This is a genomic window from Nocardia sp. NPDC049737, assembly GCF_040674755.1.
Classification (GTDB): Bacteria; Actinomycetota; Actinomycetes; order Mycobacteriales; family Mycobacteriaceae; genus Nocardia.
The window spans coordinates 1-18,065 of the sequence record NZ_JBFANH010000025.1 but is presented as its reverse complement, the minus strand read 5'-3'; the positions used below and the strand labels follow the sequence as shown (position 1 = coordinate 18,065).

17 protein-coding genes are annotated in these 18,065 nt (G+C 66.9%); 13 read left to right on the top strand and 4 right to left on the bottom strand.

Annotated elements, in window-relative coordinates; translation table 11 throughout:
- The first annotated feature begins 81 nt into the window (after window positions 1-81).
- Window positions 82-1,851 (top strand): L-aspartate oxidase, encoded by a 1,770-nt coding sequence (locus tag AB0J47_RS29330; RefSeq protein ID WP_364353040.1) that lies wholly within the window; start codon window positions 82-84, stop codon window positions 1,849-1,851.
- Window positions 1,852-1,892: 41 nt separating this feature from the next.
- A complete protein-coding gene (gene nadC, locus AB0J47_RS29325; protein WP_364353037.1) occupies window positions 1,893-2,753 on the top strand; it encodes a carboxylating nicotinate-nucleotide diphosphorylase in 861 nt (286 codons plus the stop codon).
- Window positions 2,754-2,756: 3 nt separating this feature from the next.
- Here nadC and AB0J47_RS29320 read toward each other — a convergent pair whose 3' ends face one another.
- From AB0J47_RS29320 to AB0J47_RS29310, 3 genes are all read right to left on the bottom strand, one after another.
- Window positions 2,757-3,935, bottom strand: coding sequence for a winged helix DNA-binding domain-containing protein (locus AB0J47_RS29320; protein ID WP_364353034.1), 1,179 nt, complete (start codon window positions 3,933-3,935; stop codon window positions 2,757-2,759).
- Between the two features lie 27 nt (window positions 3,936-3,962).
- A complete protein-coding gene (locus AB0J47_RS29315; RefSeq protein WP_364353031.1) occupies window positions 3,963-4,052 on the bottom strand; it encodes a TerB family tellurite resistance protein in 90 nt (29 codons plus the stop codon).
- 151 nt (window positions 4,053-4,203) lie between these two features.
- Window positions 4,204-4,539 (bottom strand): ArsR family transcriptional regulator, encoded by a 336-nt coding sequence (locus tag AB0J47_RS29310; RefSeq protein ID WP_364353028.1) that lies wholly within the window; start codon window positions 4,537-4,539, stop codon window positions 4,204-4,206.
- Between the two features lie 106 nt (window positions 4,540-4,645).
- On the opposite strand from AB0J47_RS29310, the gene AB0J47_RS29305 reads away from it, so the two are divergent.
- From AB0J47_RS29305 to AB0J47_RS29285, 5 genes are all read left to right on the top strand, one after another.
- Window positions 4,646-5,851, top strand: coding sequence for an MFS transporter (locus AB0J47_RS29305; RefSeq protein WP_364353025.1), 1,206 nt, complete (start codon window positions 4,646-4,648; stop codon window positions 5,849-5,851).
- 20 nt (window positions 5,852-5,871) lie between these two features.
- The gene (locus tag AB0J47_RS29300; protein ID WP_364353022.1) at window positions 5,872-6,867 is read left to right on the top strand and encodes a prolyl oligopeptidase family serine peptidase; all 996 of its coding nucleotides are present in this window, start codon (window positions 5,872-5,874) and stop codon (window positions 6,865-6,867) included.
- 60 nt (window positions 6,868-6,927) lie between these two features.
- Window positions 6,928-7,785, top strand: a complete 858-nt coding sequence (locus AB0J47_RS29295; RefSeq protein WP_364353019.1) for an arylamine N-acetyltransferase — start codon at window positions 6,928-6,930, stop codon at window positions 7,783-7,785.
- 108 nt (window positions 7,786-7,893) lie between these two features.
- On the top strand, window positions 7,894-9,642 hold the full coding sequence (locus AB0J47_RS29290) for a penicillin-binding transpeptidase domain-containing protein (RefSeq protein ID WP_364353016.1): 1,749 nt from the start codon (window positions 7,894-7,896) through the stop codon (window positions 9,640-9,642).
- Between the two features lie 114 nt (window positions 9,643-9,756).
- Complete coding sequence (locus AB0J47_RS29285; protein WP_364353014.1) at window positions 9,757-11,415, top strand: protein kinase; 1,659 nt, start codon at window positions 9,757-9,759, stop codon at window positions 11,413-11,415.
- A 26-nt stretch (window positions 11,416-11,441) separates the two neighbouring features.
- Here AB0J47_RS29285 and AB0J47_RS29280 read toward each other — a convergent pair whose 3' ends face one another.
- Window positions 11,442-12,299 (bottom strand): helix-turn-helix transcriptional regulator, encoded by an 858-nt coding sequence (locus tag AB0J47_RS29280; protein ID WP_364353011.1) that lies wholly within the window; start codon window positions 12,297-12,299, stop codon window positions 11,442-11,444.
- Window positions 12,300-12,442: 143 nt separating this feature from the next.
- Between AB0J47_RS29280 and AB0J47_RS29275 the strand changes: the two genes are divergently transcribed.
- The 6 genes from AB0J47_RS29275 to hisH all read left to right on the top strand — a co-directional run bounded on the left by AB0J47_RS29275 (window position 12,443) and on the right by hisH (window position 17,714).
- Window positions 12,443-13,483 (top strand): aldo/keto reductase, encoded by a 1,041-nt coding sequence (locus AB0J47_RS29275; protein WP_364353008.1) that lies wholly within the window; start codon window positions 12,443-12,445, stop codon window positions 13,481-13,483.
- 16 nt (window positions 13,484-13,499) lie between these two features.
- Entirely contained in the window at window positions 13,500-13,787 is a 288-nt protein-coding gene (locus AB0J47_RS29270) for a putative quinol monooxygenase (RefSeq protein WP_364353005.1), read from the top strand.
- Window positions 13,788-13,976: 189 nt separating this feature from the next.
- Window positions 13,977-15,314 (top strand): histidinol dehydrogenase, encoded by a 1,338-nt coding sequence (gene hisD, locus AB0J47_RS29265; protein WP_364353002.1) that lies wholly within the window; start codon window positions 13,977-13,979, stop codon window positions 15,312-15,314.
- Entirely contained in the window at window positions 15,311-16,444 is a 1,134-nt protein-coding gene (locus AB0J47_RS29260; protein WP_364352999.1) for a histidinol-phosphate transaminase, read from the top strand. The genes hisD and AB0J47_RS29260 overlap by 4 nt, the downstream gene beginning before the upstream one ends.
- A 23-nt stretch (window positions 16,445-16,467) precedes the next feature.
- Window positions 16,468-17,082 carry an imidazoleglycerol-phosphate dehydratase HisB gene (gene hisB, locus AB0J47_RS29255; RefSeq protein WP_364352996.1) on the top strand — a complete coding sequence of 205 codons (615 nt, stop codon included), beginning with the start codon at window positions 16,468-16,470 and terminating at the stop codon, window positions 17,080-17,082.
- Window positions 17,079-17,714: an imidazole glycerol phosphate synthase subunit HisH gene (gene hisH / locus AB0J47_RS29250; RefSeq protein WP_364352993.1), complete on the top strand. Its 636-nt coding sequence runs from the start codon at window positions 17,079-17,081 to the stop codon at window positions 17,712-17,714. Before hisB ends, hisH begins: the two co-directional genes overlap by 4 nt.
- Window positions 17,715-18,065 lie beyond the last annotated feature (351 nt).

Genomic DNA, 18,065 nt, shown 5'->3' with positions numbered 1-18,065 from the left:
TCCGGAGTGGCGGTGCGGAATGATCGCCGGGGCGGTCGGTAGCGGTTGCGTTGCCGACCAGGTCGCGAAGGGCAGGGGCGCATGAGCATCGCGCCGCGGATCGACTGGGAAGCCGCCGCCGATCTGGTCGTGATCGGCGGTGGCGTCGCCGGATTGACCGCGGCACGCACGGCATCGCTGCGCGGTCTGCGAGTGCTCATCCTCAGCAAGGGCGGCCCGACCGATACCGCGACCCAGTACGCTCAGGGCGGCATCGCTGTTGTTGCGCCGCAAGAGGATTCGGTGGAATCGCATGTGCGTGACACGGTCGAGGCCGGTGCTGGACTGTGTGACGAGGCGGCGGTGCGGTCGATCGTCGAGGGCGGTCAGGCCGCCGTCGCCGCGCTGACCGATCTGGGCGCGGTCTTCGATCTGGCGCGCGACGGTCAGATCTCGCGTACCCGCGAGGGCGGGCACAGCACGCGGCGGATCATTCATGCCGGAGGGGACGCTACGGGTGCCGAGGTGCAGCGTGCGCTGAACGCGGCCGGACTGCCGGTCCTGTTCGGTGCCGCGGCACTGGAAGTTGTCACCGGGCGGACCGGAGTTCAGGGCGTGATCGCGGTGTCCGAGAACGGATTCGGGGTCGTGCACGCGCCAGCGGTGCTGCTGGCCACGGGCGGGCTCGGACAGCTGTACGCGCTGAGCACGAATCCGCCGGGCGCGACCGCCGACGGTATCGCGCTTGCGCTGTGGGCCGGTGCGACGGTGGCCGATCTCGAATTCGTGCAATTCCATCCGACGGTGCTCTACACCCCTGGTGGACTCGGCAGACGGCCCTTGATCAGCGAGGCCGTCCGCGGCGAAGGCGCGATACTGGTCGATTCCGAAGGGAATTCGGTCACCGCGGGTGTGCACCCGCGTGGTGATCTGGCACCGCGCGATGTGGTGTCACGTGCGATCGCCGCCCGGATGCGCGCCCTCGGCACCGATCACGTCTATCTCGATGCCCGCGCGATCGACAGCTTCCCACAACGTTTTCCGACGATCACCGCATCCTGCCTGGCCGCCGGGATCGATCCGCATACCGAGCTCATTCCGGTCGCACCCGCCGCGCACTACCAATGCGGCGGGGTCGTGACCGACACCCATGGCCGGACCGCGGTTCCCGGTCTGTATGCCGCGGGTGAGGTGGCGCGGACCGGGCTGCACGGTGCCAACCGGCTGGCCTCGAACAGTCTGCTCGAGGGTCTGGTAGTCGGTGAGCGCGCAGGGGTGGCCGCCGCGGAACGCCTCGACGAGGAAGCGCACGTCACGGACGTTTCCTTCCACACCATTCCGCGCGCGGCCCGTGCCCTGGTGCAGCAGTCGATGACATTGCATGCCTCCGTGGTTCGCGATGCCGCTGGGCTTGCGGAGGCGGCCGCACGGTTGCGCGATGCGGTGTCGCACAGTGCGGCAAGTCGCTTGCGTGCCGAGCTGACCAGCGCCAACCAGCGATTCGCGGGATCGACGAGCGCGGCGATCGAGCTCACGGAGCTGAGCGGCGCACTGAACGGCAGCGGCGCGGTGAATACGGGTGAGGCATCGCACGCGACCGCAGATCTCAACGATGCGGCCGCGGCCGCGGCGCAACGCATCACCGCATTCGAGGACGCGGCCCTCACCCTCACCGCCCAGGTCCTCTTGCTCTCCGCGGCAGCCCGCACGGAAAGCCGCGGCTCGCACACCCGCTCCGACCACCCGACCCCCGACGACCACCAACGCCGTAGTCGCGCAGTGCGTCTGGGACCAGAAGGTCACCCCGTGCCCGCCCCCGACGGTCTCGACCTCACCAGCTGGACCCAGGACGCCATCCCCAGCGCCTCATGACCGCGGCAATGCACGAGAATAGTAGGACGAGGAGTGCACTGATGGGACTGGATACCGGCCTGGATCGTGACGAAATGCTGGCCCTGATTCGCACCGCACTGGATGAGGATCTGCGATACGGCCCCGATATCACCACGGCGGCAACGGTTCCCGCCGACGCGGTGGTGAAGGCGTCGGTGGTTTCGCGCCAGCCGGGCACGGTGGCCGGGCTCGATATCGGTCTGCTCGTGCTCGACGAGGTGATCGGTGCGGGCAATTACGAAATCACCGATCGGGTCGCCGACGGCACTCGGGTCGAGCCGGGTCAGTCCGTGCTCGGACTGGTCGCGCCGACCCGTGGCCTGCTCACCGCCGAACGCACCATGCTCAACCTGGTCTGCCACCTCTCCGGCATCGCCACTGCCACCGCCGCGTGGGTGGATGAGGTCGCGGGCACCAACTGCCGCATCCGCGACAGCCGCAAAACCCTGCCCGGCCTGCGTGCCCTGCAGAAGTACGCGGTCCGCGTCGGCGGTGGCGTCAACCACCGCATGGGCCTCGGTGACGCCGCCCTGATCAAGGACAACCACGTGGTAGCCGCCGGTTCGGTGGTCGCGGCCCTGCGCGCGGTGCGCGACCTGGCCCCCGATATCGCCTGCGAGGTCGAAGTGGACAGCCTCGAACAACTCGATGCCGTCCTGGCCGAAAATGTCGAACTGGTTCTGCTCGACAACTTCCCTCTCTGGCAAACCCAAGCTGCCGTCCAACGTCGCAACGCCCAGGCCCCTGACACCAAGCTCGAATCCTCCGGCGGCTTGACCCTCGCCGACGCCGCGGACTACGCCCGCACCGGCGTCGACTACCTGGCCGTCGGCGCGCTCACCCATTCGGTGCGCGTCCTCGACCTCGGGCTGGACATGTAGCAGTCAGGCGGTGAGTTCGCGTTCCAATGGGGTTCGGAAGCGAGGGATGGCGCGAACTTCGCCGTACCAGGTGCTGATGCGGGCGGCTTCGGCTTCGATGAGCGATTCTGCTTCGGAGCCGATGTCTTCCAGTAGGCGGTAGACGATTTCGCCGTCTTTGCGTTGGGCCCAGCCGCCGACAATGCGGCCCTCCCACCAGATGGTGGGCCCGACGTTTCCACTGCGGTCGAAGAGCATCGGGGTGTGTGGGCCGAGGTACCAGTCGCGGGACTGCCAGCCCATCGGGGTGGGGTCGAGTGCGGGGAGTAGGGCAGCCCATGGTTCGGACTCAGGGGTCGGTTCCTGGTCGTCGGCCAGTAGTAGCCCGGCACTGCCGTCGAGATCGACTTCCACCACGTCGAGTTGGGCCAGGGCCTTGCGGACTTCGGTAAGCGTCCAGCCGGTCCACCACTTGATATCGGTGACTGGCGCGGGGCCGAAGGCGTAGAGCCACTGCCGGACGAGTTCGGCGCGGGCCGCATCGGCCGGCATGGTCGCAACGCCTTGCGGCAGCCAGGTTTCGATCGGCGACCAGGTGTATTGGCTGCTCGTCCAACTGCCGTTCGGTCGACCGCGCACGATGCGCCCCTCCACGCCGAGGATCACAAGCACCCAGGTGGTGATGCTGTTGGGACGCGAATATGCCTTGTCCGGAGCGGTATTGACCTGCGTGCGCAACCGGGGCACGTCCTTGCTCAACTGTGCGCCGGTCGCCGCACCGCGTGCCAAAAGTGCCTTGTGCGTTTCATCTTCGACGTCGGCGAGCCAGGCGCGCACGTCCCCGTCGACAACTCCGGCCTGCTCGATGAACCTGCCGTAGGTGCGACGCTGCTTCTCCGCCAACGCATCCGCGCACGACGCCTGCAATATCGGCAGCAGTTCGACCGGCGCGATGAACATCGTGCGCCGCATCGCGAGCAGGCGCAGCAGCGTCCGATCGTCGTACAGTGCTTTCTCGACATGCGCGGGCTCGGCGGTGAGGCTGCGTGCGCCCACCGACAGATACGCCGTCGCCGGATCGGTCGCATGCAGTACGACTAGGGAACGGACGATCTCGGCTACGTCATCGGTGCGACACGCTGGTGTGAGCCGATGCCGTCGCGCTAGCCGGGCCCGCCGCTCCGCCACATCAATCGAACGCATATGCGAATACTAGCGGGCAGGGCCGAACTACTGCGGATCCACCCGCAGGGCCTGGCACGCCTCGCGCACCGCCGCGATCTCGTCCTCATCGAAATTCCCGTCCGCATTGCCGATCATGATGCCGATCTGGACCGCATCGGCCTCGGTGGCTTCCCCGCCGCCTTGCCTATCTACCGCAGCACATGCGCGCGTCCGAGCGCTGGATCGCCTATCGCGCGCACGGTAGCAGGCCCCACCGGGACACGCGTGCCCCCGAAACGGCACCGAATTACGCCGGTTGCCAAGCACGCACCAGATCGAGCAGTCCCGGAAAACGCGCGTCGAGGTCCTCGATCCGCACCCGGCTGCGGCGCTCCAGTCCGTACTGCCGCTGGCGGGTGACACCCGCCTCGCGCAGCACCCGGAAATGATGTGTCAGTGTCGATTTCGGCCGATCGATCTCGAACCAGCCGCAGGAGCGATCGGTCTCGGGGGATTCGAGCAGCAGTTTCTGCACCATGCTCAGCCGCAGCGGATCGCTGAGCACGCCGAGCACATTCTCCAGTCGCAGCTCGGCACGCTTCGGCTCGGGCAGCGTGGTCGCGACGGTGTCGGTCGATGGCATCGGGTCTCCTGCGGATCGGCAAATCCTTAGTTCGACTTCTATCGTACTAGATGTTAAGTTCGACTCCTGTCGTACCAGTACGAGAATTTTCGAACAAGGAGTTGACATGACGACGCTCGCGGCGAAACCGGAAACCGAGGTGCGCCGCGACGGCGCGGTTTGGCTGGCGGCATGGCCCGTGCTCGCGGTGTTCGTGCTCTCGAATGCGCCTACCCCGCTCTATGTCGTGTGGCAGCACCGGCTGGGCTTCTCCTCAGGCACGCTGACCGCCGTATTCGCCTGCTACATCGCCGGATTGCTCGGCGCGCTGCTGGTGGCGGGCGTGGTGTCGGACCGCATCGGCCGCAAACCTGTGCTACTGCCGGCGGTGCTCCTCGCCATGCTCGCCTGCGTCTTGTTCGCCACCGCGAATTCGGTCGCGATGCTGGCGATAGCGCGCCTGCTCACCGGAATAGCGGTCGGCGCGGCCGTTTCGGCGGGGATGGCGGCGGTAACCGATATCGGCGGTCCGGAGCGCAAACGCCTTGCCGCACTGGCGGCCTCATCGGCCATGGTGCTCGGCGCGGGCTTCGGACCATTGCTGGCAGGTCTGCTGTCACAGTTCGTACCCGGTCCGACCGTCACCATATTCATCGTTGAAATCGTCTTGCTCGCTACGGCTTTCGCGGTCTTGGCGCGGCTGGAGCTGCCCAAGGGTGCGCGCGGACGCGGCCCATGGATTCGCATTCCCGCGGTCGCATCGGGTGGGCGCACCCCAGTTCTGCTCGGCATCGCGGTATTCGCACCGGGGATTACCGCGACATCATTCGTGCTCTCGCTCGGCCCCTCGCTCCTGTCGACCCTCTTGGGTGCCACCAACCGCGTGCTCGCCGGCGGCCTGGCCTTCGTCATGTTCCTCGGCGCCACCGGCGTCCAATTCGCGGTGCGGCGGCTGCGCCTGCGCACGATCCTGCTCGGCGGCACGGCAGCCACCCTGCTCAGCACGATCACCTTGGTCGCGGCGCTGCGGTTGTCTTCGATCGCGGTCTTCGCCGCCGCCGCGATCCTCGCGGGGATCGGCCAGGGCTTGGGCCAGTTCGGCGGTCTCACGGCCATCAGCGCGAGCGTGCCCGCCGATCGGCTTGCCGAGGCCAATGCCGCCCAGAACGTCGGTGGCTACCTGCCCGCAGCATTGCTTCCGCTGTCGGCCGGATTCCTCAGTGACGCAATCGGTTTGCCTGCGGGCGCGACGACCTTCGCGGGCATTGTGGGAGCGGCAGCGGTGCTCGGCGCGGTATTCGTCGCGACTCGCCCGTTTATCGGACAGCGATAGCCGCATGTCATCATTCCAGAATGAGGCACCTACTGCTGATGCTCGGCTGTGCGCTGTTCGCCGCGGTGTCGACGACAAGTCTTGTCGCACCGTCGGTTTCGGCCGAACCGGAATGCGAGGTCCGAGTCGACGTGCGGCCGGTGACCCTGACGGTGGACGGCGAGGACGCCACCGGCCGGGTATACGAACCGTATAGCTGTGCGGCAGGTGATCTGACGCCGCGCGATCTGGTCATCGCGGTCCACGGCCACGACGGCACCTCCGCCGACTACGCCGAATATCTGACCTCGATCGCCCGCCGCGCCGCGACCCCGATTCTGTCCATGGACGCCCGCAGCACGACCGGCGTCTGGCGCACCGGCGACTGGAATCTGTGGGCGGGCTGGCGCGATATCGTCACCGCCACCCAGTGGTACAAGAACGAACATCCGACGATCGGCCGCACCGTGCTGTGGGGCTGGAGTCAGGGCGGCACAATGAGCGGACTCGCGGTGGCGCACGGCCCGCAGGGACTCTTCGACTATTGGGTCGACAACTATGGGCCCGCGGACGATTTCACCATGTGGCTCGCCTCGGCGGGCGTCGATCCCGCACTGCCCGCTCAGATCGAACGCGATGCGGGCGGCTGCGCCCCGACGGTCTGCCCGCAGGCCTATACCGAACGTTCGCCCGTTCTCCTCGCCGCCCGGATGAGCATGAAGCGTGCCTTCCTCATCCACGGCACCGGCGACGATGTGGTGCCGTACCCGGCGACCCTGGAAATGCGAGCCGGACTGCTCGCCGCGGGCAAACCCACCTCGATGTACACCATCGTCACCGGCCGCGATTTGAACGGCGCCGTGGTCCCTGGCGACCACAGCGTCGGTCCCGCGTACTTCGAGGGCGGCTGCGTCGTCGAGCGCCTGCTGCTCGGCACCGAACCCGTCGACGGACCCGATCGCGACTATCTGGTCGACGTCGCCCGCGACACTGTGGTCGCTCCCGCGGCGCCGCCGGACGCCAAATGCGCCGCCTAGGGAACACTTGTCGCTGTGGTGTGGTTCATCCGGGCAGAACCGTACACAAGGAGAGGTGCAATGAAGCCGAATGACCCCGCTTACCACTGGAACGGCGCGGAATTGGACCTCGACGCGTACTTGGCCCGCATCGGCTACACCGGCGACCGCACCCCGACACTGGCCGCCCTGCGCGCCCTCGTCCACGCGCACACCACCACGATCCCGTTCGAGAACCTGGAGTCCATTCTCGGCCGCCCCGTCCCGCTGGATCTGGAATCGTTGCAGGACAAGATGATCCGGCATCGACGCGGCGGGTACTGCTACGAGAACGTCGGCCTGTTCGCCGCCGCGCTGGAACGGCTCGGCTTCGGGGTGACCGGTCTCAGCGGCCGGGTCACCATGGGCGTAGCCGACGGCCTGCGCCCGGCCACCCACGCCCTGCTGCGCGTCACCACCGGCGATGACGATCGCGTGTGGATCTGCGATGTCGGCTTCGGCTCGGGCCCGCTCGCGCCCTACGAACTGGTCGAGGGCGGCGAATTCGCACTCGGCGACTGGCGCTTCCGGCTCGAACACACCACCGGCGAACTCGATAGCGACCTGTGGGTGCTGCACCAATTCGGCCGCGACGGCTGGATCGACCGCTATACCTTCACGTTGAACCCGCAGTACCGCATCGATTTCGCGGTCGGTAACCACTTCGTCTCCACCGCCCCGCGCTCACCGTTCACCGCCCGGCCGTTCGTGCAGCGCTTCCTCCCGGACGTCCACCACGTACTGGACAACCTCACCCTCATCACCGAATATCCGAACGGCTCCAGCGAAACCCGCGAACTCGAACTCACCGAACTTCCGAAAGTCCTCACCGAGGTCTTCGATATCGACCTGTCCGAACCCGACGCCACAGCGCTCGCCCAGGGGCCTTGGCTCGCCTGAAGTCCGTACATTCGCACCTGTTGCGGTCCACCCGGATCGCGACAGAAGTGCGGCTTCCTCCGTGCGGGCTACCCGAGTTGGTCACGATCGGCCACTAGAGTCGGCGGGGTGCGTGCCAACCGGAATCTTCTCGTTCTGTTCGCAGCCACCGTCCTGGCCCTTGGTTGCAGCTCTGGGCCGGACCAGCCCGACACCGTCGCCGGGCAGTTCGCCGATGCGCTCAGTCGCGATGACGTCGCCGCGGCCGCCGCACTCACCGATGATCCGGCCAAAGCGTCGGATGCGCTGGGCAAGCTTTACGACGGGCTCGGCAAGGATGTGAAATTCGAGGTCCGCAGCGCGGATAAGAACTCCTTCGCCCTCGCCGCCACCTGGAAGTTCGGCAAGGCCGGCAAGAACACGTGGAGCTACACCACCAACGGGTCCGCCCGTGAGTCCGGCGGCGTCTGGAAGATCAAATGGGATCCCGATACCGTCGCACCCGGTCTCGCGCGCGGCCCGCTGAACTACGCCACCACCAATCCGAAGCCCGCGCGTGTGCTCGAGGCATCCGGCGGTGAGTTGATGACCGAGCAGATGGTCACCCTGGTGAACGTCGCCCCGAGTGCCGACACCGCCGCGCTCGCGGCCCTGCTCGCCCCCATCGCCCCCGATATCACGACACAGTCATTGCAATCGGATCTGGCTGCGGCACAGGGCAAGCCGATCACCGCGGTCACCTTGCGCGACGCCGATATCGCCCCGATCCAGACGGCGCTGGCCGCCGTTCCGGGCGTCACCCTGGCACCGCAGACCCGCCTGCTCACGACCGACAAATCCCTCGCATCACCGGTGCTGTCCGGCCTCGCCGAACTCTGGCAGAGTTCCGCCGACGCGGCAGCAGGCTGGGCGGTGCGGGCACAGACCGCGGACGGCACCGAACGCGTCGCCGGTCAGGATCCCGCACCCACCCCGGATATCGTGACCACACTCGACACCGATCTGCTGCGCTACGCGGAGAGCGCGTTGACGCCGATCACCCAGCCCGCCGCGATCGTGGCACTGCAACCCTCCACCGGAAAGGTGCTCGCCGTCGCGCAGAACGCCGCCGCCGACGCACAAGGACCGATCGCGCTCACCGGCCTGTATCCGCCGGGTTCGACCTTCAAGACCGTCACGGTCTCGGCCGCACTGCAATCTGGCGCGGTGACACCCGACACCGTGCTGCCGTGCCCGGCGACCGCGAATATCGAGGGCCGCAGCATCCCCAACGACAACAACTTCGACCTCGGCAACGTGCCGCTGCACACCGCCTTCGCCCAGTCCTGCAATACCACCATGGGTCAACTCGCGGTGAATCTCGCACCGAACGGCCTGACCGATGCCGCGGCACAACTGGGCCTCGGCATCGACTTCGTCACACCCGGTCTGACCACAGTCACCGGCAAGGTGCCGACCGCGGACACCCCGGCGCTGCGCGTGGAATCCGGGATCGGTCAGGGCAAGGTGACGGCCTCACCGTTCGGGATGGCGCTGGTCGCCGCATCCATCGCGCGTGGATCGGTGCCGCTGCCGATGGTCGTCAACGGACAGCCCGGTGTGGCCGATCACACCCCGGCGGCACTGCCGCCGACTACCGAAGAGCAGCTGAAAACCATGATGCGCGAAACCATTACCGGCGGCACCGCCACCGCTCTGCGCGATATTTCGGGCCTGATCGGCAAGACCGGCACCGCCGAGTACCTCGATGACAAGCACGCGCACGGCTGGTTCGTCGGCATCGACGGTGACCTGGCCTTCGCCGTATTCGTCAGCGATGCGAACAGCTCGGGTCCGGCCGTGGAGGCCGCAGGCCGTATGCTGCGTGCACGACATTGAGCAACACTGTCGAATCGGCACTGCATTAGCATTCGGTGTGTTGTGGGCGGCGAATATACCCCCGCTGCCGCGTGCCGAGGATTGCGCCCCGCTACACTCGTGCGGAACGCGTTGATGGTCAATACGCGTGATGTCACGATTTCGAGAAGGTTCGGAGTAGGCGCCATCGATACCGGTCAATTGATCGCGGAGCACTACCGCCTGGTCGAGCGGATTGGTAGCGGCGGCACAGGTGTTGTTTGGCGTGCCATCGACGAACGCCTGCAGCGCTCGGTCGCGGTGAAGCAGATCCACATCAAGCCGAGCCTGCCCGAAGCAGAGCGCGATGTGGTGCGTCAGCGCGCGTTCCGTGAGGCCCGCAATGCGGCGCGCTTCCAGCATCCGAATGCGATCGTGGTCTTCGATATCACCGAGCACAACGGCGATCCGTGCCTGGTGATGGAGTATCTGAAGTCGAAGAGCCTGGCCGGCGTGATCTCCGCGCAGGGCATGCTGCCGCTGACCCAGGTCGCGCGGATCGGCGAACAGGTCGCCTCGGCGCTCATCGCCGCGCATCACGCCGGAATCGTGCACCGCGATGTCAAACCGGGCAATATCCTGCTCGACGACACCGGCACGGTGAAGATCACCGACTTCGGCATCTCCCGCGCCACCGGCGACGTCACCCTCACCGAGACCGGCCTGATCTGCGGTACCGCCGCCTATCTCGCACCGGAGGTGGCGCGCGGCGCCGACCCGACGCCCGCTGCCGACGTATTCGCCTTGGGGGCAACGCTTTTTCACGCACTCGAGGGCGAACCGCCGTACGGTTCCAGCGCCAACCCGCTCGCCGTGCTCTACGCCGCGGCGAACGGCCAGGTGAGCGAACCGCGGCATGCGGGCCCCGCGACCGACTTCCTACTGGATCTGCTGAGCCCGGACCCCACCGAGCGGCCGACCATGCGTGCGGCCCGCGAACATCTTTCCGCGCTCGCCGATTCCGGTTCCGCACCGGTGCACGCCGGATTCGTACCCGCTAGTGAGGCTTTCGGTCGGCACGGTGAATCCGCGACGCGTGCGCTGCGCCCACCCGCGAATCCGACGCCGGAACATCAGCCGACCGCGCGGCAGCCACGTCCGGCACCGCCGCCGCGAAATTCCGCCCGTCCCAACAACTCGGGTGCGTCGCGTCCGCGGACCGCCGCGCATCCGCAGACCGCGACGCAGCCGCGTCCGGCACTGCGCAAGTCCGGTGGCAAGCGCAAGGCCGTATTGGTCGGTGCGACCGTCGGTGCGGTGGTGGCTGTCGTGGCCATCCTGATCGGTGCGCTGAATCAGTCGGGCACCAATACGCCGTCGGTGCAAGCGAGTCCGCCTTCGTCCTCCGCGTCCAAGGGAACCAGTTCCACGGTCGCCGCTGGCGCGCCGGGGCAGACGAAGAGCGTCGGCCAGGCAGACTCGCGGCAATCCATCGATCAAGTGGTGGACTTCTACAACAACCTCATCTATCTGAGGTTCGCGGCTGCGTGGAAACAGTTGACTCCCGCTGCCCAGCGGGTCTACGGCAGTCAGTCGGCCTTCCAGGATTACTGGACGCAGAATCGGGTCACGGGCTTCAACACTGTTGATGCCGCCGATGGTGGTACGGGCACCAACTCAGACGGTTCGGTGGACGTGAACGTGGCCAGCGTGACCTACGCGGGCCAGAACAGGTCGGTGACGCTGCGGTTGATCAACCCTGGCAGCGGGGCCCCACTCATTGACAGCGACACCCGCAGCGGCGACGCTCGCTGAACGAGTTGTCCCGCAACGGGTAGCGCCTAGCGCGATCCGGATCGCACCGACGTCCGCGCCCAAGTCGCCAGCAACTGCAAAGCCGTCGCGCTCGGAGAATCCGGTTCGGTGGTGTGCATGATCAGCGCCTGATCCGGATCATCGGGCAGGCGCAGCGTTTCGAAGCCCAGCTCGAGTCGGCCGACCACCGGGTGCAGGTATGTGTATCGTCCGTGCGTCTTGTCCTTGAGTTCGTGACGCTGCCACATGGCGGCGAAGTCGGCGGAGTTCGCGCTCAATTCCTCGATGAGCGAGGCGATTGCCCCATCGCCGGGATTGCGCGCCATATCCAGGCGCAGATACGCCACGACATCGGCGCCCTTGGCCGCCCAGTCCTCATACAGTTCGCGCATCCCCTCATCGAGGAATACCAGCCGGGCCAGATTGCGTTCGTGGGGCGGTAGTGCACCGAAATCGGTAATGAGCGCGGCGGCAAGGGAATTCCAGGCGAGCACATTGGTGCCACGGCCCACGATGTAGGCGGGCACATCGGCGGCGGTGTCGAGCAGTCTGCGCAGTCCGGGGCGGACTTCCTGCTCGGCCGGTGGCTCCTCGCCGGACCACGGCCGCGCCAGCCGATAGAGATGCTCGCGCTCCACCGGATTCAATCGCAGCGCCTGCGCGACGGCATCCAGCACCGACTCCGAAAAATGCAGGGTGCGGCCTTGTTCCAGACGCACATAGTGATCGACGCTGACCCCCGCCACCATGGCCAACTCCTCGCGGCGCAGGCCGGGCACCCGGCGGCGGCTGCCGTAATCGGGCAGGCCGACCTCCTCCGGGCTCAGCCGGGCCCGCCGGGAACGCAGGAATTCGCCGAGTTCGGCACGTCGATCCAGACTCACGTCATCCAGTATCCAGGCGGTTGCCCGGCCGCATCCTGGTCATGCCGTGCCCAGGCTCGCGCGGCGCTGTTTACCGCCACTGGCCGCGACGAAAGTAGTGATCACCGCCGGAACGGTTCCGGCGGTGAACGGAGACGGACACAATGAGCAACACCCGCCCCCTCGGCGACACCGGCATGGACATCACCCCGCTCGGCTTCGGCACCTGGGTCTTCGGCGGATCCGGTTGGGAGTACTCGTGGGGCGCCACCGATGACGCTGACTCGATCGCCGCGATTCGACACGCGGTGCACGCCGGAATCAACTGGATCGATACCGCAGCCGCCTATGGCGTGGGCCATGCCGAGGAGGTGGTCGGTCGTGCGCTCGCCGACATCCCGGAGGCCGAGCGGCCCTACCTGTTCACCAAAACCGGTTTGATCTGGGAAGAAGGCGACGACCGTTCCGGCCCGCCGCGCCGGATCATGCGGCCCGACGTGGTGCGCAAGGAAATCGAGGATTCGCTGCGTCGGCTGCGGACCGACCACATCGATCTGTATTTGGTGCACTGGCCGGATACCGGCGCGGCCTTCGTCTACGGCGCCGAGGGCGAGGCCAACGACCAGGCGACTCCGCTCGAGGAGTACTGGCAGGTCATGGCCGATCTGAAGAAGGAAGGCAAGGTCCGCGCCATCGGCCTGTCCAACCACGACGCGGCCCAACTGGCGGTTGCCGAATCCATTGCCCATGTCGATGCGATCCAGCCGCCGTTCTCGGCGATCAACCGCTCGGCCGCGGCCGATATCGCCTGGGCACATGAGAACGGAACCGGCGTGATCGTCTACTCACCACTGCAATCGGGCCTGCTCACCGGCACCTTCACCGAGGAGCGCCTGCGTAACCTGCCCGACGAGGACTGGCGCGGTTCGCATCCGGACTTCACCACCGGCCTGTCCGCCAAGCTCGCCCTCGTCGAAGCCATGCGCCCGATCGCGGCCCGCCATGATGTGACCGTCGCCGAGGTGGCCCTGGCCTGGGTAACCGCATGGCCCGGCATCACCGGCGCGATTGTCGGCGCGCGTAACGCCACTCAGATCGACGGCTGGCTCGGCGCCCGTGACCTGACGCTCACCACCGACGACCTCGCCGCAATCGAGACCGCCATCACCACAACCGGCGCGGGCACTGGCCCCGCCCGCGCATAACGTCCGAGGAACCACCATGACACTGCATGTCGTCGCCGAATTCCGCGCAAGCACGGGTCGCGAAGACCGCCTGCGCACGGCACTGGAAGCAATGATCGAACCGTCCCTAGCCGAGCCCGGCTGCCTGACCTACCACCCCTACACCGATCCCAACGACCCTTCCCACATGGTCCTCGTGGAGGAGTGGATAACCCCCGAAGCCCTTGACGAACATTTCACGACGCCACACTTCTTCCACGTGCGCGACGTACTCGACCAGATCCTCGCCGAACCGATGATCATCAAGCGGCTCGTCTCGGCCTGACAACCGCCGCGCCCCGGTCCACTATCGGACCGGGGCAGGCGGCCGTACTCCGCGACACATCCGGCGACCGCAGCGGATAGCGGGCGGCGCCGGACCGATAGGCTGGTAACTGGAGCGGGGCGGAAAATACCGACCGCTCGGCGTCGGGCACGGCGTCCAAGGATCAGGACAGACAGGATCGCAGACCTCATGACATCCCGCCTCGAGCTCGCCCGCGTTGATCTGCGCGGCCGTACTCCCTCCGTTGCCGAGCTGCGCACCGCGCTGCCGCGCGGGGGAGTCGACGTGGACTCGGTGCTGCATCAGGTGCGACCGGTGGTGGAGGCGATCCGAGACCGCGGGGTCGCGGCGGCGCTGGAGTTCAGCGAACAGTTCGACGGTGTGATTCCAGCGAGCGTGCGGGTACCGGCGGCCGAACTCGAGGCCGCATTGGAGACGTTGGATCCGGCCGTGCGCACCGCGCTCGAGGTCGCGATCGAGCGAACCCGCAAGGTGCACGCCGATCAGCGACGCACCGATACCACCACCGAGGTCGTCCCGGGTGGCACGGTCACCGAGCGGTGGGTGCCGGTCGAGCGGGTCGGGCTCTACGTGCCCGGCGGCAATGCCGTCTACCCGTCCAGCGTCGTGATGAATGTGGTGCCCGCGCAGGCGGCCGGTGTCGACTCGCTGGTGGTGGCGTCGCCGCCGCAGGCGCAGCACGGTGGGCTGCCGCACCCGACCATCCTGGCGGCCGCGAAGCTGCTCGGGGTCGAGGAAGTGTGGGCCGTCGGCGGTGCACAGGCCATCGCGCTGCTGTCCTATGGCGGTCTCGATACCGATGGCGCGCAGCTCGAGCCGGTCGACCTGATCACCGGTCCCGGCAATATCTTCGTGACCGCCGCCAAGCGTCTGTGCCGCGGCTTGGTCGGCATCGATGCCGAGGCGGGCCCCACCGAGATCGCGATCCTGGCCGATGCCACCGCCGATCCGGTCCACGTGGCCGCCGATCTGATCAGCCAGGCCGAACACGATGTGCTCGCCGCCAGCGTGCTGGTCACCGACAGCGTCGAACTCGCCGATGCGGTGGACGCCGTGCTCACCACCCAGATGACGGTGGTCAAGCACGCGCACCGGGTGCGGGAGGCATTGTCCGGCAAGCAATCCGGCACCGTGCTCGTCGACGATATCGAGCAGGGGCTCCGGGTGGTGAATGCCTACGCCGCCGAACACCTGGAGATCCAGACCGTCGATGCGTCCGGCGTCGCGGCCCGAGTGCGCAGCGCCGGCGCGATCTTCGTCGGTGCCTACGCACCGGTCAGCCTGGGCGACTACTGCGCGGGCTCCAATCACGTACTCCCGACGGCGGGATGTGCGCGGCACTCCTCGGGCCTGAGCGTGCAGACCTTCCTACGCGGTATCCACGTCGTCGAATACACCGAGGCCGCACTCAAAGACGTCGCCGGTCACGTGGTCGCCCTGGCCAATGCCGAGGACCTGCCCGCACACGGCCAGGCCGTACAAGCACGATTCGAGGCACTGGCATGACCCCCGAGATCATGGTGCCCGGCTCCGACATCGGTCTGGACGACCTGCCGCTGCGCGAGAACCTGCGCGGCAAGAAGCCTTACGGCGCACCGCAATTGACGGTGCCGGTGCAACTGAACACCAATGAGAACCCGCACCCGCCGAGCCGAGCTCTCGTCGACGACGTCGCCGAATCCATTCGCGCCGCCGCCGTCGACCTGCACCGCTACCCGGATCGCGACGCCGTCGCGCTGCGCACCGACCTGGCCGAGTACCTAACCCGCCAAACCGGCATCGCGGTGAACACCGCCAACGTGTGGGCGGCCAACGGCTCCAACGAAATCCTGCAGCAGCTGCTGCAGGCCTTCGGCGGACCCGGTCGCAGCGCACTGGGTTTCGTGCCGTCGTATTCGATGCACCCGATCATCTCCGAGGGCATCGATACCGAATGGGTCGAGGCCAAGCGCAATGCCGACTTCTCCCTCGATATCGACTACGCGCTCACCGTCATCGCCGAGCGACGACCCGATGTGGTCTTCGTGACCAGCCCCAATAATCCGACCGGACACAGCATTCCGCAGGCCGACCTGGCCCGGATCCTGTCCACCGCACCGGGCATTGTGGTCGTCGACGAGGCATACGGCGAATTCTCCGCCGAGCCCAGCGCGATCGCCCTTATCGATCGATACCCGACGAAACTCGTGGTCAGCCGCACCATGAGCAAGGCCTTCGCCTTCGCTGGCGGCCGCCTCGGCTATCTGGTCGCCGCCCCCGCGGTGATCGACGCGATGCTGCTGGTGCGGCTGCCGTACCACCTGTCGGTGGTCACCCAGGCTGCTGCCCGCGCGGCCCTGCGCCACGCCGATGAAACCCTCGCCAGCGTCGCCGAACTGGCGGCACAGCGCGACCGGGTCGCGGAAGCGCTGGCCGCCATGGGTTTCGAGGTGATCCCCAGTGACGCCAACTTCCTGCTCTTCGGTCGTTTCACCGACGCCCCCCGCGCCTGGCAGCACTACCTGGACCGTGGGGTGCTGATCCGCGACGTCGGCATTCCGGGATATCTGCGCGCCACCATCGGTCTGGCCGCCGAGAACGACGAATTCCTGCGCGTCAGCGGCACCTTGGCCGATACCGACCTCACTATCCGATGAATCCGCCTGTGGAGGAAGCAAAGATGAATCGCACCGCGCGGGTGGAGCGCGTCACCAAGGAATCGAATATCGTCGTCGAACTGGACCTCGACGGCACCGGCAAGACCGATATCGCCACCGGCGTCCCGTTCTACGACCACATGCTGACCGCGCTCGGCGCGCACGCCAGCTTCGATCTGACGGTCCGCGCCGAGGGCGATATCGAGATCGAGGCGCACCACACCGTCGAGGACACCGCCATCGTCTTCGGCCAGGCACTGGGTAAGGCACTGGGCGACAAGTCCGGCATCCGTCGCTTCGGCGATGCATTCATTCCGATGGACGAGACCATGGCGCACGCCGCGGTGGACGTCTCCGGTCGCCCGTATTGCGTGCACACCGGTGAACCCGATCACCTGCTGCACGCGCTGATTCCCGGGTCCGGACCCGGTGCGCCGTATTCCACCGTGCTCAACCGGCATGTTTTCGAGTCGATCGCGCTGAACGCCCGCATCGCCCTGCACGTGCGCGTGCTGTACGGCCGCGACCAGCACCACATCACCGAGGCCGAGTTCAAGGCGGTGGCTCGGGCACTGCGCGCCGCCGTCGAGCTGGATCCGCGGGTGAGCGGTGTGCCGTCGACGAAGGGGACACTGTGACAACGAAATCCGTCGCTCTGCTCGACTACGGCTCCGGCAATCTGCACTCCGCGCACCGCGCGCTGATCCGGGCCGGGGCGAATGTCGAGGTGACCGCCGACGCCGGTATCGCGCTGGCCGCCGATGGACTCGTCGTCCCCGGCGTCGGCGCGTTCGCCGCGTGCATGGCGGGGCTGCGCGAAGTGAAAGGGGAACGCATCATCGGTCAGCGGCTGGCCGGTGGTCGTCCGGTGCTCGGTATCTGCGTCGGCATGCAGATCCTGTTCGAGCGCGGCGTGGAGTTCGGGGTGGAAACCGAAGGATGTGCGGAATGGCCGGGCGTGGTCGAGCGCCTGTCCGCACCTGTGCTCCCGCACATGGGCTGGAACACGGTGTCGGCTCCTACCGACAGTGTCTTGTTCGCCGGAATGGCGAGCGATACCCGTTTCTATTTCGTGCACTCCTATGCCGCACAAACATGGGACCTGCCACCGAGTGAACACTTCGCCGCGCCGAAGCTCACTTGGGCCGAACACGGAGTCCCATTCCTGGCGGCCGTAGAGAACGGTCCGCTGTCGGCGACGCAGTTTCATCCCGAAAAGTCCGGTGATGCCGGGGCGCAGCTGCTCCGCAATTGGGTGAACTCGCTGTAAACACCCGCTGGCCAGGCGATTTGACATCGTGCACGGCGGTAAGTAACTTTATTCAAGTCAGAGCGACACGGACACCGACCCGGAGCCCAAAGCGCAGCGGAAACGTTGAGCACAGCGGCCTGGGAAACGAGGTAGTACGAGGAGCGCCTGACGATCACACTGGTTCGGAAGGTTCCTGATTTTGTGTCGGGAGTCAGCTGAGCTAAGCTTCACCAAGTTGCCTCACTGAAGCCCCGGATTTACGCCGGAGTGAATGTGTGTGCGTGTGTTCTTTGAGAACTCAATAGTGTGTCGATGAATGTCAGTGCCAAATGTTTTATTTGGTTCCGGCTCCTCATACCCCCGTGTGGG

What these genes read in the sequence shown, in the direction of transcription:
- AB0J47_RS29330 (WP_364353040.1), top strand. Translation starts at nt 82, where the DNA reads ATGAGCATCGCGCCGCGGATCGACTGGGAAGCCGCCGCCGATCTGGTC.
- nadC (WP_364353037.1), top strand. Translation starts at nt 1,893, where the DNA reads ATGGGACTGGATACCGGCCTGGATCGTGACGAAATGCTGGCCCTGATT.
- AB0J47_RS29320 (WP_364353034.1), bottom strand. Translation starts at nt 3,935, where the DNA reads ATGCGTTCGATTGATGTGGCGGAGCGGCGGGCCCGGCTAGCGCGACGG.
- AB0J47_RS29315 (WP_364353031.1), bottom strand. Translation starts at nt 4,052, where the DNA reads ATGATCGGCAATGCGGACGGGAATTTCGATGAGGACGAGATCGCGGCG.
- AB0J47_RS29310 (WP_364353028.1), bottom strand. Translation starts at nt 4,539, where the DNA reads ATGCCATCGACCGACACCGTCGCGACCACGCTGCCCGAGCCGAAGCGT.
- AB0J47_RS29305 (WP_364353025.1), top strand. Translation starts at nt 4,646, where the DNA reads ATGACGACGCTCGCGGCGAAACCGGAAACCGAGGTGCGCCGCGACGGC.
- AB0J47_RS29300 (WP_364353022.1), top strand. Translation starts at nt 5,872, where the DNA reads ATGAGGCACCTACTGCTGATGCTCGGCTGTGCGCTGTTCGCCGCGGTG.
- AB0J47_RS29295 (WP_364353019.1), top strand. Translation starts at nt 6,928, where the DNA reads ATGAAGCCGAATGACCCCGCTTACCACTGGAACGGCGCGGAATTGGAC.
- AB0J47_RS29285 (WP_364353014.1), top strand. Translation starts at nt 9,757, where the DNA reads ATGGTCAATACGCGTGATGTCACGATTTCGAGAAGGTTCGGAGTAGGC.
- AB0J47_RS29275 (WP_364353008.1), top strand. Translation starts at nt 12,443, where the DNA reads ATGAGCAACACCCGCCCCCTCGGCGACACCGGCATGGACATCACCCCG.
- AB0J47_RS29270 (WP_364353005.1), top strand. Translation starts at nt 13,500, where the DNA reads ATGACACTGCATGTCGTCGCCGAATTCCGCGCAAGCACGGGTCGCGAA.
- hisD (WP_364353002.1), top strand. Translation starts at nt 13,977, where the DNA reads ATGACATCCCGCCTCGAGCTCGCCCGCGTTGATCTGCGCGGCCGTACT.
- AB0J47_RS29260 (WP_364352999.1), top strand. Translation starts at nt 15,311, where the DNA reads ATGACCCCCGAGATCATGGTGCCCGGCTCCGACATCGGTCTGGACGAC.
- hisB (WP_364352996.1), top strand. Translation starts at nt 16,468, where the DNA reads ATGAATCGCACCGCGCGGGTGGAGCGCGTCACCAAGGAATCGAATATC.